The 13,602-nt window shown below is 69.2% G+C and carries 16 protein-coding genes; 9 read left to right on the forward strand and 7 right to left on the reverse strand.

Annotated features, from left to right (window positions below; genetic code table 11):
* Positions 1–73 precede the first annotated feature (73 nt).
* From ACZ3HV_RS06130 to ACZ3HV_RS06140, 3 genes are all read left to right on the forward strand, one after another.
* Positions 74–706 carry a TetR/AcrR family transcriptional regulator gene (locus ACZ3HV_RS06130; RefSeq protein ID WP_465681424.1) on the forward strand — a complete coding sequence of 211 codons (633 nt, stop codon included), beginning with the start codon at positions 74–76 and terminating at the stop codon, positions 704–706.
* Positions 703–2,277, forward strand: coding sequence for a glycerol-3-phosphate dehydrogenase/oxidase (locus tag ACZ3HV_RS06135; protein ID WP_465681426.1), 1,575 nt, complete (start codon positions 703–705; stop codon positions 2,275–2,277). Before ACZ3HV_RS06130 ends, ACZ3HV_RS06135 begins: the two co-directional genes overlap by 4 nt.
* 76 nt (positions 2,278–2,353) lie before the next feature.
* Positions 2,354–3,328, forward strand: a complete 975-nt coding sequence (locus ACZ3HV_RS06140) for a DUF4328 domain-containing protein (RefSeq protein ID WP_465681428.1) — start codon at positions 2,354–2,356, stop codon at positions 3,326–3,328.
* Here the strand turns inward: ACZ3HV_RS06140 and ACZ3HV_RS06145 are convergent.
* Both ACZ3HV_RS06145 and ACZ3HV_RS06150 read right to left on the reverse strand, forming a co-directional pair.
* Positions 3,325–4,083, reverse strand: coding sequence for a protein phosphatase 2C domain-containing protein (locus ACZ3HV_RS06145; protein WP_465681430.1), 759 nt, complete (start codon positions 4,081–4,083; stop codon positions 3,325–3,327). The genes ACZ3HV_RS06140 and ACZ3HV_RS06145 overlap by 4 nt on opposite strands.
* 12 nt (positions 4,084–4,095) lie before the next feature.
* Complete coding sequence (locus ACZ3HV_RS06150; RefSeq protein WP_465681432.1) at positions 4,096–4,974, reverse strand: NAD-dependent epimerase/dehydratase family protein; 879 nt, start codon at positions 4,972–4,974, stop codon at positions 4,096–4,098.
* Positions 4,975–5,104: 130 nt separating this feature from the next.
* Between ACZ3HV_RS06150 and ACZ3HV_RS06155 the strand changes: the two genes are divergently transcribed.
* Entirely contained in the window at positions 5,105–5,710 is a 606-nt protein-coding gene (locus ACZ3HV_RS06155) for a pentapeptide repeat-containing protein (RefSeq protein WP_360363502.1), read from the forward strand.
* A gap of 160 nt (positions 5,711–5,870) precedes the next feature.
* Here the strand turns inward: ACZ3HV_RS06155 and ACZ3HV_RS06160 are convergent, their stop codons facing one another.
* Positions 5,871–6,515, reverse strand: coding sequence for a VanZ family protein (locus tag ACZ3HV_RS06160; RefSeq protein ID WP_465681434.1), 645 nt, complete (start codon positions 6,513–6,515; stop codon positions 5,871–5,873).
* 328 nt (positions 6,516–6,843) lie between these two features.
* On the opposite strand from ACZ3HV_RS06160, the gene ACZ3HV_RS06165 reads away from it, so the two are divergent.
* Entirely contained in the window at positions 6,844–7,260 is a 417-nt protein-coding gene (locus ACZ3HV_RS06165) for a hypothetical protein (RefSeq protein WP_465681436.1), read from the forward strand.
* A gap of 108 nt (positions 7,261–7,368) precedes the next feature.
* Here ACZ3HV_RS06165 and ACZ3HV_RS06170 read toward each other — a convergent pair whose 3' ends face one another.
* Positions 7,369–7,527 carry a hypothetical protein gene (locus ACZ3HV_RS06170; protein WP_465681438.1) on the reverse strand — a complete coding sequence of 53 codons (159 nt, stop codon included), beginning with the start codon at positions 7,525–7,527 and terminating at the stop codon, positions 7,369–7,371.
* On the opposite strand from ACZ3HV_RS06170, the gene ACZ3HV_RS06175 reads away from it, so the two are divergent.
* Complete coding sequence (locus tag ACZ3HV_RS06175; RefSeq protein WP_465681440.1) at positions 7,510–7,971, forward strand: histidine kinase; 462 nt, start codon at positions 7,510–7,512, stop codon at positions 7,969–7,971. The two genes, ACZ3HV_RS06170 and ACZ3HV_RS06175, sit on opposite strands and share 18 nt — an antisense overlap.
* An 18-nt stretch (positions 7,972–7,989) precedes the next feature.
* On the opposite strand, the gene ACZ3HV_RS06180 is transcribed toward ACZ3HV_RS06175, so the two are convergent.
* Both ACZ3HV_RS06180 and ACZ3HV_RS06185 read right to left on the reverse strand, forming a co-directional pair.
* The gene (locus ACZ3HV_RS06180; protein WP_465681442.1) at positions 7,990–8,601 is read right to left on the reverse strand and encodes an FMN-binding negative transcriptional regulator; all 612 of its coding nucleotides are present in this window, start codon (positions 8,599–8,601) and stop codon (positions 7,990–7,992) included.
* Positions 8,602–8,694: 93 nt separating this feature from the next.
* Entirely contained in the window at positions 8,695–9,333 is a 639-nt protein-coding gene (locus tag ACZ3HV_RS06185) for an SDR family NAD(P)-dependent oxidoreductase (RefSeq protein WP_465681444.1), read from the reverse strand.
* Between the two features lie 144 nt (positions 9,334–9,477).
* Here ACZ3HV_RS06185 and ACZ3HV_RS06190 point away from each other — a divergent pair, with 144 nt between their 5' ends.
* The gene (locus ACZ3HV_RS06190) at positions 9,478–9,609 is read left to right on the forward strand and encodes a hypothetical protein (protein ID WP_465681446.1); all 132 of its coding nucleotides are present in this window, start codon (positions 9,478–9,480) and stop codon (positions 9,607–9,609) included.
* Here the strand turns inward: ACZ3HV_RS06190 and ACZ3HV_RS06195 are convergent.
* The gene (locus ACZ3HV_RS06195) at positions 9,599–11,458 is read right to left on the reverse strand and encodes a glycoside hydrolase family 127 protein (protein WP_465681448.1); all 1,860 of its coding nucleotides are present in this window, start codon (positions 11,456–11,458) and stop codon (positions 9,599–9,601) included. The two genes, ACZ3HV_RS06190 and ACZ3HV_RS06195, sit on opposite strands and share 11 nt — an antisense overlap.
* 171 nt (positions 11,459–11,629) lie before the next feature.
* Between ACZ3HV_RS06195 and ACZ3HV_RS06200 the strand changes: the two genes are divergently transcribed.
* Both ACZ3HV_RS06200 and ACZ3HV_RS06205 read left to right on the forward strand, forming a co-directional pair.
* Entirely contained in the window at positions 11,630–12,679 is a 1,050-nt protein-coding gene (locus ACZ3HV_RS06200; RefSeq protein WP_465681450.1) for a LacI family DNA-binding transcriptional regulator, read from the forward strand.
* On the forward strand, positions 12,676–13,602 hold the full coding sequence (locus ACZ3HV_RS06205; RefSeq protein ID WP_465681452.1) for an ABC transporter permease: 927 nt from the start codon (positions 12,676–12,678) through the stop codon (positions 13,600–13,602). The genes ACZ3HV_RS06200 and ACZ3HV_RS06205 overlap by 4 nt, the downstream gene beginning before the upstream one ends.

Raw genomic sequence — 13,602 nt, forward strand, 5'->3', positions numbered from 1 at the left:
GTGGAACCCCCTGGCTTCCACCTCCCACGGACAGTTCCGGGACGCCACAGTCGCTGATACACTCTGACGTGTGATGTCTCAGCGTAGCAGCGACTCGGCGCAGGAAACAGGGTCCGAGACCAGCGCACGGCCGGCCCCGGCGAACGCGATCGGCGAGGAGCGCATCCTCGACGCGGCCTATGAGCTGCTGCTCGCGATCGGGATGCGCCGGATGACGATGGCCGACATCGCCCGGCACGCGGAGGTCTCCCGCGCGACGCTGTACCGGCGCTGGCCGAACGTGCAGGCCGTGGTCGCCGCGCTGATGACCCGGGAGTGGACCACGGCGCTGGTGTCGGCGTTCCAGCCGGACGCCGCGGACGGTCGGTCCCGGCTGGTCGAGGGCGTCGTCGAGGTGGTGGCGAAGACCCGCGTCCACCCGCTGATGCGCAAGATCATCGAGCTCGACCCCGAGTTCCTCACGCCGTACCTGCTCGAGCGCCGCGGCAGCAGCACGGTCGCGCACCTGGCGCTGGTCGAGGAGGGCATCAAGGCCGGTCAGACCGACGGCTCGATCCGGACCGGCGACCCGGTCTGGCTGGCCCGGCAGATCATCCTCGTCTCGCTCGCCTCGGCGGTGTCCGGGCCTGTGATGGCGTCTCCCGATGAGTTCCCCAAGCTCGACGAGGAGCTGCGCGACATGCTCACCAGGTACCTGACGCCATGACCGACCGGGGCGGTGGGGCGGGGAAGGTCTTGAGGAGCCTGGGCAACGCCAGCCTCAACGCGGCCCGCCGGACCCGCGAGCTGGACTGGCTCGACACGGTCGGCGCGGTCGACGTGCTGGTCATCGGAGGCGGGGTCACCGGCGCCGGCGTCGCGCTGGACGCGGCCGCTCGCGGCCTGACCGTTGCCCTGGTCGAGAAGCACGACCTCGCGTTCGGCACCAGCCGCTGGAGCTCGAAGCTCGTGCACGGCGGCCTGCGCTACCTGGCGTCCGGTCACGTCGGAATCGCGTACGAGAGCGCCGTCGAGCGCGGCATCCTGATGAAGACGACCGCGCCGCACCTGGTCCATCCGATCCCGCAGGTCGCGCCATGGTTGCCGCAGGCAAAGTTCGCGGAGGCCGCCATGCTGCGCTCGGCGTTCCTCGGCGGCGACATCCTGCGCACGTTCGCGCGGACCAGCGACGACTACCTGCCGCACTCGCGCCGGGTCAGCTCGGCCGAGATCCTCCGCTACGCGCCGACGCTGCGGCCCGAGGGTCTGCGCGGCGGGTTCCTGACCTGGGACGGCCAGTTGTACGACGACGCCCGGCTGGTGATCGCGATCGCCCGGACCGCGGCGCAGTACGGCGCCCGCATCCTCACCCGGGTTGCCGCCACGGAGGTCACGGGACACGGCGCGGTCCTGGTCGACCAGCTGACCGGCCACCGTCTGCAGGTGGACGCGAAAATGGTCATCAACGCGGCCGGGATCTGGGCCGGCCAAGTTGCCGCAGGCATCAAACTCCGGCCTAGCCGGGGCACGCACCTGGTGCTGCCGCAGTCCGTGTTCGGCGGGTTGTCCGCTGTCCTCACCGTGCCGGTGCCGGGTCAGCTGCGCCGCGTGGTGATGGCGATCCCCGCCCCGGACGACCGGGTGTACGTCGGTCTCACCGACGAGGACGCGCCCGGACCGGTGAGCGACGTACCGCAGGCGACCGAGGCCGAGATCGACTTCCTCCTCAACACGATGAGCTCGGCCGTCCAGGAGCCGCTGACCCGGGACGACCTGCTCGGTACGTACGCCGGACTCCGTCCACTGCTCGACACAGGCCACCACAAGGGTGAGGACAAGACCGCTGACATCTCCCGGCGGCACGCCGTGATCACCACGGCCGACGGACTGGTGACGATCGTGGGCGGGAAGCTCACCACCTACCGCCGGATGGCGCAGGACGCGCTCGACACCGCGCTCGCCCAGTCGTCACTCGACGTACGACGTCCCTGCCTGACGCACCGCATTCCGTTGGTCGGTGCGGCCGATCGGGTCCGGCTCGCGGCGGTGCGGGCGCCGGCACGGTTCGTGCAGCGGTACGGCGTGGAGGCGCCCGAGGTGATCGCGGGACCACCGTCACTGACCCAACCGGTTGCGCCGGGTCTGCGGACGACGTACGCCGAGCTGTTGTTCGCCGTCCGGCACGAGGGGGCGCTGACGGAGGACGACGTTCTGGACCGGCGGACCCGCATCGGATTGTCGGCCGTGGATCGCGAGCTGGCGCTGCCCGCGGTCCGGGAGGCGTTCGCCGCGGTGTGATCGCAGGTTTTGACCTGTGGGTAACGGGTTGACCGCTCCGCAGCGTGGGCTAACTTGGCTGCGGGGAGGTGGACAGGTGACGCAGCCGTATCAGGAGCCATATCCGGGACCAGCGCCGTACCAGGGGCCTGGGCCGTACCGGCCGATGCCGTACCAGCCGGCGCCGATTCCGCCGCGGTATCGACCGCTGCGGAAGCTCGCGCTGGTCAGCATCGTGCTGATGGGGCTGACCGCGGTGACCGCAGTGGTCCAGTCCGCGCTGCTCTGGAGCTCCTACGACGACGTCAAGCGATTCGTGTACGGGCTGCTGTCCGAGGAGGAGATCGACCGCGGCATCGAGTCGGTCTCCGGCACCGGGCCGCTACTCAACCTGGTCAGCTACCTGTTGATGGGCACGGCGGTCGCCTTCCTGATCTGGCTGTGGCAAGCGCGCGAGAACACCGAGTTCCTGCACTCGTCGCTGGCGCCACGACCGGTTCCGCCGCCCGAGCCGGGCCGTGTTCTGCATCGGCGCGTGCAGGGCTGGGTCGTCGGCTCGTGGTTCTGCCCGATCGTGCAGTTCTGGTACCCGTTGCAGGTCGTCGAGGACGTCGCCACGGCTAGCGAGCCGCCCGAGCAGCCAGGCGTGGCCCGGACCGGCCGGATGCGCACGCTGCTGTACGGGTGGTGGGCGACGTGGACCGGGTTCTGGGTGATCCTGATCGGCGGTGGTGGCATCGCGTTCATCGGCTTCATCGTGTGGATCGTCCGCCTGGTCGACGCGGCCGACGCCGCCGACGCGACCGGGGACTACGTCGACATCTACGACCTGCAGGACTTCATGGTCCGGGTCGCGCTCGCGGTCAACATCGGCTTCACCGTCGCGACCGTGCTACTCATCGCCGCCGCGGCCGCCGCGTCGCTCCTGCTGCTCCAGGTCACGCAGTGGCAGCAGGACCGAGTGACCGTTCCGCGCGTCACCGACGACGCGCCGCCGCCGGAGCCACCGCAGTACGCACCCCGCTACAACAACCCCGGCCCGACCTTCCCGTCCTACGGCCCGCGGTCCTAAGGGCGGCAGAGTACGACGCTCGCGTCGTCGTACCGCTTCCCGCGGAAGGTGTCCGGGTGCGCGGCCTCGTCGTGTGCCCAGACCCGGGCGACCAACTCGGGCAGACCATCCGTGGTGAGGACGTCGAGAAGGTCGCCCCAGGTGTGCCCGTAGCGCTCGACGTAGCGGGACGCACCGTCGGTCAGTACGGCGATCACGTCGATGTCAGCGCGATCCGTCGTACCGGTCACTGCTTCGTAGGCGGCCTTGGGTTCGGTGCTCGCGACCCAGAAGCCGCCCGGTTGGTTGCGGAGCCGACGGACGGATTCGAAGGTGTATTCGGGCACAAGGTCGATCCGATCGTCGCTGTGCACGACCACGGATCCACCGCTTGATCGCGTGACGATGGGCGAGTCGGCCAGGACCAGGTGCTCGACGTGGTCCGGTTGGAGTCGGAGCATCGCGACGGTGGATGACGGGCTGTCCGGGTTGGTGACGTCGCAGGTGCCGGCGTGTGCCGTCCGGACCGCGGTGATCGCGTCGGCCAGGAGGTCGGCGAGTGACGCCGACGAGTGGGAGAGGAGCGGCGGCGCGAGCTGGGTCGCGAGCTGGGCGACCAGCCAAGCGACGGAGTGGCGGCAGCCGGAGTCCACACCATTCGGGGCGGTGGCTCCGTCAAGAACGACGACGAAGTCGGGTCCGGTCAAGACCAGATCCTCGTTCACCGCGGGCGGTCGCCGGTCCGGCGCGGGCAGGCTGAGCGAGCGGATCTCCACCGGTCCAGTGTCCTATGTATGGCGTGACCAGCTGTCGGCCAGTGATTGCTCGAGGGAGATCTTCGGCGACCACCCGAGCTGTTTGCCGATCAGATTCACGTCCGCCTGCTGCCAGCTCACCCCCGGATCACCCTCCTCCACGATCTTCGCCGGCTGGCCGCTCAGCTCGAACAGCTGACCGGCGACATCCCGGGCGAGGGTCGCCCGCCCGGTGCCGACGTTCAGGACCGGTGGCGGCTTCGCGTCCGCGAGGGCCACCGCGAGCACGGCCTCGGCGACATCGCGAGCGTCGACGAAGTCCCGCCACACGTCGAGCGAGCCGACCTCGATCAACTGCCGGGAGCGGAGATCCCGGATCACGCGGCCGGTCAGCGTGCTCTCGGGCGCGCCGGGTCCGATCACGTCGAAGATCCGGAGTACGACGGCATCCGCGCCGTTCCGCTGGGCGCGCAGGACGAGCTCGGATCCGGCCAGCTTGGTGGTTCCGTACGGGCCCGCCGGGTGGGGTTCGGTCTGCTCGTCCTGGCTGGTGCCGTGCGGCCCGCCGCCGTACTCGGCCGCCGAGCCGAGCTGGACGAAGCGGGCGTGGCCGGCGTTGTCGCGGGCCGAGGCGAGCAGAGCCTCGACGGCGATCACATTCGCCCGGACCAGGTCGGCCGGTGTGCCGAGCGTGGCGCCGGCGGCGTTGACGATCACGGTCGGTTTGTACAGGCCGATCTGGGTGTCCAGGGCGTAGGGGTGCATCGAGGCCAGGTCGCACAGCCGGAACGGCTCGCCCCGGCTCCGGCTCATCCCGCGGTACTCGACCCCGCGGTCGGCGAGCAGCGCGCAGATCCTGGCGCCGAGGAAGCCTCCCGCGCCGAACACCATCACCCGCTCAGTTCCGGTCACCCCTCCATCGTGCGGCCCCTAGTTGTCGGTCCGCCTACCGTTCTCCGTCGTACCGATCACAACTCGTGTACGACGCTGTCGGTCTCGGATGGCAGGGTAGAGACTCCTGGCACCGATCGAGGGAGCAGTCATGGCCGACCGTGCGCGACCGGGAGCGCCGACCGAGTCGACGATCCGCGACTGGGACGACGCCGACCCGTCCGGGCAGACGTACCGCCGGGTGCTGTTCATCGACTCCGACCTGACCGAGGTGGACAACCGCGGCGGGATCTTCGAGGAGTGCACGTTCCGCGGGGTCCGGTTCAACGCCTCGACCCACACCGACGCCGCGTTCGTGAACTGCACCTTCGTGCGCTGCTCGCTGTTCGACACCACATTCACCCGGTGCAAGCTGGTCGGCAGCTACTTCGACGACTGCACCTACAACCTGCTGAAGGTGTCCGGTGGCGACTGGTCGTTCACCGGTCTCCCGGGCGCGGATCTGAAGGGGACCGAGTTCACCGGGGTGAAGCTGCGCGAGGCGGAGCTGACCGGCATCCGGGCGGCGAAGGCGGTGCTGCGCGACCTCGACCTGTCCGGTGCGTCGCTGCAGCGGGCCGACTTCACCGGCGCCGACCTGCGCGGATCCGACCTCTCGACGCTCGATCCACTGACCGTCGTCCTGAGGGATGCGCGGATCGACGTCACCCAGGCGATGGTCGTCGCGGCCACGCTGGGCCTCGACGTCCGCCCTTGAGAGACCAGCCTGTGGATATCTCCGCGTAGCCGGACCGTCATCCCCCGTTTTATCCACAGGCTGTGGATAACTATCCGGATAACTCTGTGTCCGTTCTGTGACATCTCACCGTGCAGTACAGATTGGGACAGCTCATCGCGTCAGTACATATTGGGACAGCTCATCGCGTCCGGGCCACCGGACGTAACCCGTTGGCCGGCTTCGGGGCAGGTCTCAGGACGGGGACCGACCGGCCGCGGCGATGCCGGGCCGCCTGCCGGGATCGTAGGACGAGCATCGCGGAGTGCTCGACGACGTACGGACCCGCGACCAGCCGACGGCTGCGGGTGATGTTCTGCAGGCCGGCGGCCACGCCCACCCCGCAGAACGCGCCGATCGAGTTCGCGATCAGGTCGTGCAACTGGCACGACCTGCCGAGCTGCGGGATCAGCGCCTGGACCGCCTCGACCGCGGCCGACATCCCGATCCCGGCGGCGATCCCGTCGGCCGGGCGGCCGCTGGCCAGCGTGAGCATGCCCGCGGCCGGGACGAACAGCAGGACGTTGAGCAGGCCCTGGAGTGGGGTCAGTCCGCCGGTGGTGGTCAGGTGCGTGCCACATTGGCCGATCTGACCCAGCCGGTGAGCGGTCGGGCTGAGGGTGGCCGCGAGTACCAGCGCGACGGCCGCCGGCAGGCAGAACGCCGCCAGCCGCGGGACCAGGTCGCCCGGGCGGCGCAGCGACGAGATGGCGATCGGCAGGGTCATGCCGGTGAGCACGAGCCAGGTGTCCAGTAGGTGTGGGATGCCGCGATAAGTCTCGAGCACGCGTCCGGACCCTCCCGTGGTCGACCGGCTGACTCGATCTCTTTCCTCGTCGATTTCGCTTCCTCACAAGACGATCTGCCGTCGGCTCCCACCGCCGCCAGGCTTGTCCGGACATCTGCACGCACCCGCAAACAGTCCGTGACAATCCGTGCACAAACTGTCACAGAAGGAAGGTGCTCAGGGCAACGATCTTTTGCATGCCTCCACCGATCGGTGGAGTAGGTGATCCACCGGACGAGGGCCGGGTAGAGCCGGGCGGGCGATGTGCGGGTGGGGCCGGGATCGCGACAGTGAAGAGGTGCCGAGATCACAACAAAGGAGTTCTGAGATGTCATCCATGGTCGACGTGCAGCACCCCCGGAGCGTCGGAGCGTTGCGTAGCGTGCAACTACTCGTCGGCGCCTACCTCGCCGTCAGCGTGCTGACGCTGGTCGCCATCATTGCCCTGCGCAACGACGCGGCGGCGGTCAACGACGCGGTCTGGACCCGCGGGACGATCGTGGTGGCCAGCGCGCTGCTCACGTTCGCGTTCGCCCGCCGGGCCGCCCGCGGATCCCGGAAGGGGTTCCTGCGGCTGCGGCTGGTGTCGGCGATCATGCTGGTCGCGATCGTGGTGATCATCGCGTTGCCGGGCACCTTCCCGCTCTGGATGAAATGTGAGCAGGCGATCTGCGGGCTGCTGCTTCTCGGTGTCGCCTTGTTGGTGAACGGGCGGCATTTGCGCTCGGTGTTCACTGGGCGGTGAGCAGGACGACGACGAGGAGTTGGGATGAGAGCGAGCGGGTCTGGCCGGTGCGGTTGACCGTGGCGCCGTACGTGCTGCTCGCCTTCCTGACCGCGATCACCGTCCTGATCAAACGCTCCGAGCCGCGCGGTCGACGAGCTCACCGAGACGAACCGCCGTCTCGAGGCGACCCTGGCCGAGAACGCGACCCTGCACGACCAGCTCGTCACCCAAGCGCGCGAGGCCGGCGTCCACGACGAGCGGCGGCGGATGGCCCGCGAGATCCACGACACCCTCGCGCAGGGCTTGACCGGGATCGTCACCCAACTGCAGGCGGCCGAGCACTCCACCGACTGGCGCCGGCACGTGACGGCCGCGGTCGGTCTGGCGCGGGAGAGTCTGACCGAAGCGCGGCGTTCGGTCCACGCTCTCCGTCCACAGCCCTTGCAGGCGGCGACCTTGAGTGAGGCGATCGCCGACGTCGTACGGCGCTGGTCCGCTCTGCACGGCATCGCCGTACAACTGACGACGACCGGGTCCCCGCGGGTGATGACGCCCGAGGCCGAGGCCGCTCTGCTCCGTGCGACCCAGGAGGCGCTGACAAACGTGGCGAAGTACGCGGAGGCGACCCGCGTCGGTGTGACGCCCCATCTGCTGAACATCTACGCCAAGCTCGAGGTCCCCGACCGCGCCTCCGCCGTCGCAGAGTCGTTCAGACGGGGCTTCCTCTGATCCAGCGCCTGCTCTGATTCACCGTCGGTGCTGGGCGACTGCGGCCGCGGTCCGGTCGTCGCCGTCCGCGCGGAGCCCCTCGATCACCCCGTCGATGTCGGCTTCGGGCCTGTTCTGGCTGAGCTTGACCTTCGCCTCGATCCGGCTGATCGCGATCTCGACGCCAACGATGGCCCGCAGTTGCCCGCTGACGAACTTCTCCGGCGCATCGTCCACCGACCACGGCTCCGCCCGGGTCGCCTCGTGGTGATCCGACAACCGCCGGACGACGTCCGCGACCCACGCCGGATCGTCGTGCACGGTCATCGTTCCGTACACGTGCGCGGTGACGTAGTTCCACGTCGGCACGACCCGGCCGTGCTCCCGCTTGGAGGCGTACCAGGTCGGCGAGACGTAGGCGTCCGGCCCGCGCATGATCACCAGCGCGTCACCGACCACGCTCCGGCGCCAGTGATCGTTGTTCCGCGCGAAGTGCCCGAGCAGCACGTTCCTCGACCGGTCGTAGACGAACGGCAGCATGGTCGCCACCAGCCCGTCCGTCGTCATGGTCACCAGATCGGCGGCACCGTGATGGGCAAGGAGGTCCTGAACCGCTTCGTCATCGGCGGCGAAGTGCGCGGGCACGTACATCGGTCACATCCTCAGCTGTGGCGAACAGTAGACAGTCTCCCCGCCACCACCGCCGCTCGGCAGGGCCATTCCGTGCCGCCTTCGGCAGTCCACTCAGTACTCGACTTCGTGCTCCCACTCAGGGCGCGACTGGGTGTGCAGACGCCAGTACTGGTCGGCGATGTCGTCCGGGTCCCAGCGGGTGCCAGGAGCAACGGCGTCGACCACGGTGACGGTCGCCGCGTGGATGCCGGCGGCGCCGTACTGCTGGTCGAGGAGCGTCACGAGCGCTCGGACGCCGGCCTTCCCGAGCGACAGGCTGACGTACGCCGGCTTCGGCTCGGGCATCCCGCCGGTGATGATGAAGGTGCCGGTGCCGCGGTCGACCATCGCCGGCACGACATGCGCCGCGGTGGTGATCGCACCGACCACGTTGACCGCCCACGCGTCCAGTTGTTGCTGAGCGGTCAGGTCGCCGACCGCGTCGGCCTGGATGAGCCCCGCGTTGTAGACGACCACCTCGGGTGCGCCGTGCTCTCCGATCACCCGGTCGAGCGCGGCCCGCAGCCCCGCCTCGTCGGTGCTGTCCGCGGTAAGCGCGAGGACCTTGGCGCCCGTGAGCGCGTGGGCCGCAGCCTTCACTGTCTGCTCCGAGCGCGCGATCAACCCGGCGCTCATTCCTTCCCGGACGAATCGCTTGGCCACCGCCAGGCCGATCCCGGGTCCGACCCCGATGACTATGACTCCAGACATGCCACGACCGTAAACCCTGACATTAGTGTCAAGGTCAAGTCAGCGGCGGGGGAGCACGCTGCCCGAGCGCTTGACGGTGGTGGTCAGCGGGGCGGTGTCGATGTGCGCGTGATGCCGGGGAGCGTACCGATCCGGGTGGCGAGGATGGATCCGGACGAGCCAGTCGACCCACCCGAGGCGGCGGCTCGACGGCACCGCGACCACGCGGACCGCGCCGACATCCGGGACGCGGTTGTGCTCACCACCGCGTTGTCCGGCGAGATCGTCAGCGGATAGGAATCCACACCCGCATGGCGTGCGGACCACGGTTGGACCACGTGTAGTACGGGATGAGGGTGAGCTCGGCCGGCTCCGCTGACGGAGCGGTCGTGCCGTAGGGGCGGTAGGGGTCCGGAGACTCGGGCACTACCGCCCCGCCGGTGTGGAGGACCGTGATGCCGCCCAGCAGGTCGGCGCGGTGTTCGGGAGTCAGTCCCGCCGTCGGGTCGAGGCGGAGGTTCTCCAGCACGACGTCGGCGTCCTGGTCGGGTTGCTCGATGGCGTAGACCAGTGCGCCGCGCGCTACCGCGACACAGCCTCGGGTGGAGTCCATCCGGGCGTTCGAGACCACCAGCCGCGGCGAGATGGGCAGCTGCAGCACAATCTGGTCGTTGGCGTGGAAAACGCGGCGGACCTGGGCGTAGTCGCCGGCGACCACGGGCTTCTCGTCGACCAGAGCACCCTCGGCCCAGTCCGGGATGCGCAGCGCCAACTCGACCTCACCGGCCGGCGCCTCCCGGACAGTCACCGTGACTCGACCGTCCCACGGATACTCGGTCTCGACGTCCACTGCGAACTCACTGGCGCTCAGCGAACTGGCGGTGTACTGGTGGATCTGCAGCCCGTCCGCGGTCGCAGTGGCGAGGTATGCGGGGAGGCTGGCCAGTGTGCGCATCACATTGGGCGGACAGCACGCGCAGTTGAACCACTCCCGCCGTCCGTACGCCGGTGCGCGCTGAACATCGCCGCGGGCGCCAGTCCGACGGTGCAGCGTGTTCACGTAGAAGTAGTCCGATCCGTCGAGCGAGACGGCCGGCAGGATCGCGTTGTAGAGCAGTAGCTCGATCTGATCGGCGTACGTCGACTCGCCCGTGGCCAGTAGCAATCGCCAGGCCCACTGCAGCGCACCGATCGCCGCACAGGTCTCGGCGTACGCCCGGTCGGCCGGCAACTCGTAGGCCTCACCGAACGCCTCACCGTCCCACCGCGACCCCACCGCACCCGTGACGTGCTGCTTCTGCCGGCGCATCGCGTCGTACTGACGTCGTACGGCGTCCAGCAGTTCGGTGTCCCCGGTTTCGATGGCGACATCCGTTGCCCCGGTGGCGAAGTACACCGCCCGTACGGCGTGCCCTTCGAGTGGTCCCGCTTCCCGGACCGGCACCCGGTCGGCGTAGTGCGCCGGGTCACCGTAGTGCGACGGATCGAACCCAGGCTTGGTCGCTCGCCCATGCCCCCGTGCGTCGACAAAGTACGACGCGAGGTCGAGATAGCGCCGTACGCCGGTGTGCCGGTACAGCTCGACCAGCGCCGATTCGATGACGGGGTGGCCTTCCAGCTCGGTCCGGCCGGACGGTCCGAAGGTGTCGGCCAGGTGGTCGGCCAGACGGGTCGCCACGTCGAGCAGTCCGGTCTCCCCTGTCGCGCGGGCCGCGGCCACGGCGGCCTGGAACAGATGGCCGGCGCAGTAGAGCTCATGACTCGTCCACAGCCGCTCGTAGCGCTCCTCGCCACGCACCTGGATAGCGGAGTTGAGGTAGCCGTCGTCGGCCTGCGCGGCCGCGATGGTCCGGGTCAGCTCGAGCAACCTGTCGGTCAGCTGGCCGTCCCACGCGACGGCTTCCAGCCACTTGTAGACATCGGAGTCGCGGAAGCTCGCGCCCTGCGCTGTGCCATCGGCCTGGCCGGCCGCGATCCGCAGGTTGCCGAGGTTGCCCGCGGCCTGGAGCCGGTCGTACCCGAGCGGGATCGCAGCCCGGTTGGCGGCCATCCGGCCGGCCCAGAATCCACCCGTCACCCGGGCAGCGGAGGTCGGACGCAAGGCCACGGCGGCGGACGACGTCGGTACCGCGGGGGAGGGCTGCATGCCACGGACGCTAACCGGGGCCCGAGCCGGACGCCAGATGCTAATGGGGATTAGCTAGTAATGCGCCGGTAATCAAACCGAGGTCTTGACACGTGACTGAAACGCTGGCGAAGCTTTCCGCAATCGCTAGGCAAAGGCAGCAGTAGGGCGTATTAGCAGGAAGGCTGGGGCTTGAACCGCATACCCGCCAAGAGACCCACGCAGGCCGATATCGCGCGGCTCGCCGGGGTCAGCCAGGCGACCGTCTCGCTGGTGCTCAACGAGCGCGATGCCGGCGTCCGGATCAGTCCGGCGACCCGGGAGCGCGTGCTGACCGTGATGCGCGAGTGGGGGTACGTCGCGAACGCGTCGGCCCGGTCGCTGGCCGGCGGCCGCAACAAGATCATTGGCGTCTACACGTTCGAGCCGGTCTTCCCGACCAGCGGCGTCGACTTCTACTTCCCGTTCCTGCTCGGCATGGAGCAGGAGGCGGCCGAGCTCGGCTACGACCTGCTGCTGTTCACCAGCGCCGGCGGCGAACGCCAGATCTTCCGCGACGGGTCGACCCGGCTCTGGCACGCGGACGGCGCCCTGCTGCTCGGCCGAGACCCGAACGTCGAGGAGATCGAGCAGCTCCGCGACTCCGGCTACCCGTTCGTGTACGTCGGTCATCGCGAGGTGTCCGGCCCGCCGGTGTCGTACGTCGGGGCGGACTACGCCGGGGCGACACAGCAACTCACCGAGCGGCTGTTCGAGCTGGGCCACCAGCGCGTGGCGTACGCGCGGATCGGCAACGGCAACGCACAACCCAGTCGTGATCGCGAGAGCGGCTTCCGCCGGGCGACACCGTCGAAGCAGGTCCGGCACCTCACCGGACCGGTCTGGACGCTCGGCACCGTGGAGGAGGTCGACGGGTTGGTGGAAGAGCTCCAGCGCGGTGGCGTCACCGCCGTACTCGCGGAGCAGCAACTGCTGGCCGAAGAGTTGCTGGTGTGCGCGACCCGGCGCGGACTGTCCATACCTGACGATCTGAGCGTTGTGTCTCTCGGTGATGCGACCGGTGCGCGCAACGACGGCACTCCCTGGACCGCACTGGTCGTGCCACGCGAGCAGATGGGCCGACAGGCGATGGGACTGCTCGTGCGCCTGCTGGAGTCTCCGGAGTCCGAAGCACTGAGCGAAAGCGTCGAGTGCTCGATCGCCCCCGGCGGCACGGTCGGGCCACCCAAGGAGCTCGCATGATCCGCGTAGTGGTCAAGCGACTGCTGATCGGTGTCTTCGTGATGTGGGGTGCGGCGTCGCTGATCTTCCTGATCGTCCGGGTCGCGCCGGGTGACCCGGTCTCCATCCTGCTCGGTCCGGACGCGACTCAGGACCAGATCACGGAGCTGAGCGCCTCCCTCGGACTCGACCGGCCGCTCGCCGTACAGTACGTCGACTACCTCGGTCACGCCGCTCGGTTCGACTTCGGTGACTCGTATCGGCTCGGCCGGCCGGCAATGGCGGAAGTCCTCGAACGCCTGCCGGTCACCGCGGAACTGATGCTCGCGTCCACCCTGATCGCGGTTGTGCTCGGTCTGATCCTCGGCCTGCTCGCCGGCGGCCGCCCAGGCAGCGTGGTCGACCGGGTGGTCTCGGCCGCTGCGATCGCCCTGCAGTCGTTCCCGACGTTCTGGATCGGCATCATGCTGATCCTGGTCTTCGCTCTGGCCTTCCGGATGCTCCCCAGCTCCGGCTCGGGTACGCCGCAGCACCTGGTCCTCCCTGCGATCACCATGGCGCTGCCCTTTACGGCGATCGTCGCCAGGCTGACCCGGACCAGCGTGGCCGAGACACTCCGCGAGCCGTACATCCAGACTGCCAAGTCCAAAGGGCTCACTGATCGCCAGGTGCTGCTCGGCCACGCGCTGCGCAACTCACTGCTGCCGGTCGTCACGATCGTCGGCCTGCACATGGGTGGCCTGATGGGCGGCGCGGTGATCGTCGAGAACGTCTTCGCCTGGCCCGGTCTCGGCTCGCTCGTGGTCGACTCGGTGACGAACCGCGACTACGAGGTGGTGCAGGCGGCGACGTTCGTGATCGCCGGCATCGTGATGCTCTTCAACCTGGCCGCCGACCTCGTCTACTCCCAGCTCGATCCGCGCATCCGGCTGGAGGGCAACTGA

Source organism: Kribbella sp. NPDC020701, assembly GCF_055562215.1.

What these genes read in the sequence shown, in the direction of transcription:
- ACZ3HV_RS06135 (WP_465681426.1), top strand. Translation starts at nt 703, where the DNA reads ATGACCGACCGGGGCGGTGGGGCGGGGAAGGTCTTGAGGAGCCTGGGC.
- ACZ3HV_RS06175 (WP_465681440.1), top strand. Translation starts at nt 7,510, where the DNA reads ATGGCCCGCGAGATCCACGACACCCTCGCGCAGGGCTTGACCGGGATC.
- ACZ3HV_RS06130 (WP_465681424.1), top strand. Translation starts at nt 74, where the DNA reads ATGTCTCAGCGTAGCAGCGACTCGGCGCAGGAAACAGGGTCCGAGACC.
- ACZ3HV_RS06195 (WP_465681448.1), bottom strand. Translation starts at nt 11,458, where the DNA reads ATGCAGCCCTCCCCCGCGGTACCGACGTCGTCCGCCGCCGTGGCCTTG.
- ACZ3HV_RS06165 (WP_465681436.1), top strand. Translation starts at nt 6,844, where the DNA reads ATGTCATCCATGGTCGACGTGCAGCACCCCCGGAGCGTCGGAGCGTTG.
- ACZ3HV_RS06155 (WP_360363502.1), top strand. Translation starts at nt 5,105, where the DNA reads ATGGCCGACCGTGCGCGACCGGGAGCGCCGACCGAGTCGACGATCCGC.
- ACZ3HV_RS06190 (WP_465681446.1), top strand. Translation starts at nt 9,478, where the DNA reads ATGGATCCGGACGAGCCAGTCGACCCACCCGAGGCGGCGGCTCGACGG.
- ACZ3HV_RS06205 (WP_465681452.1), top strand. Translation starts at nt 12,676, where the DNA reads ATGATCCGCGTAGTGGTCAAGCGACTGCTGATCGGTGTCTTCGTGATG.
- ACZ3HV_RS06180 (WP_465681442.1), bottom strand. Translation starts at nt 8,601, where the DNA reads ATGTACGTGCCCGCGCACTTCGCCGCCGATGACGAAGCGGTTCAGGAC.
- ACZ3HV_RS06185 (WP_465681444.1), bottom strand. Translation starts at nt 9,333, where the DNA reads ATGTCTGGAGTCATAGTCATCGGGGTCGGACCCGGGATCGGCCTGGCG.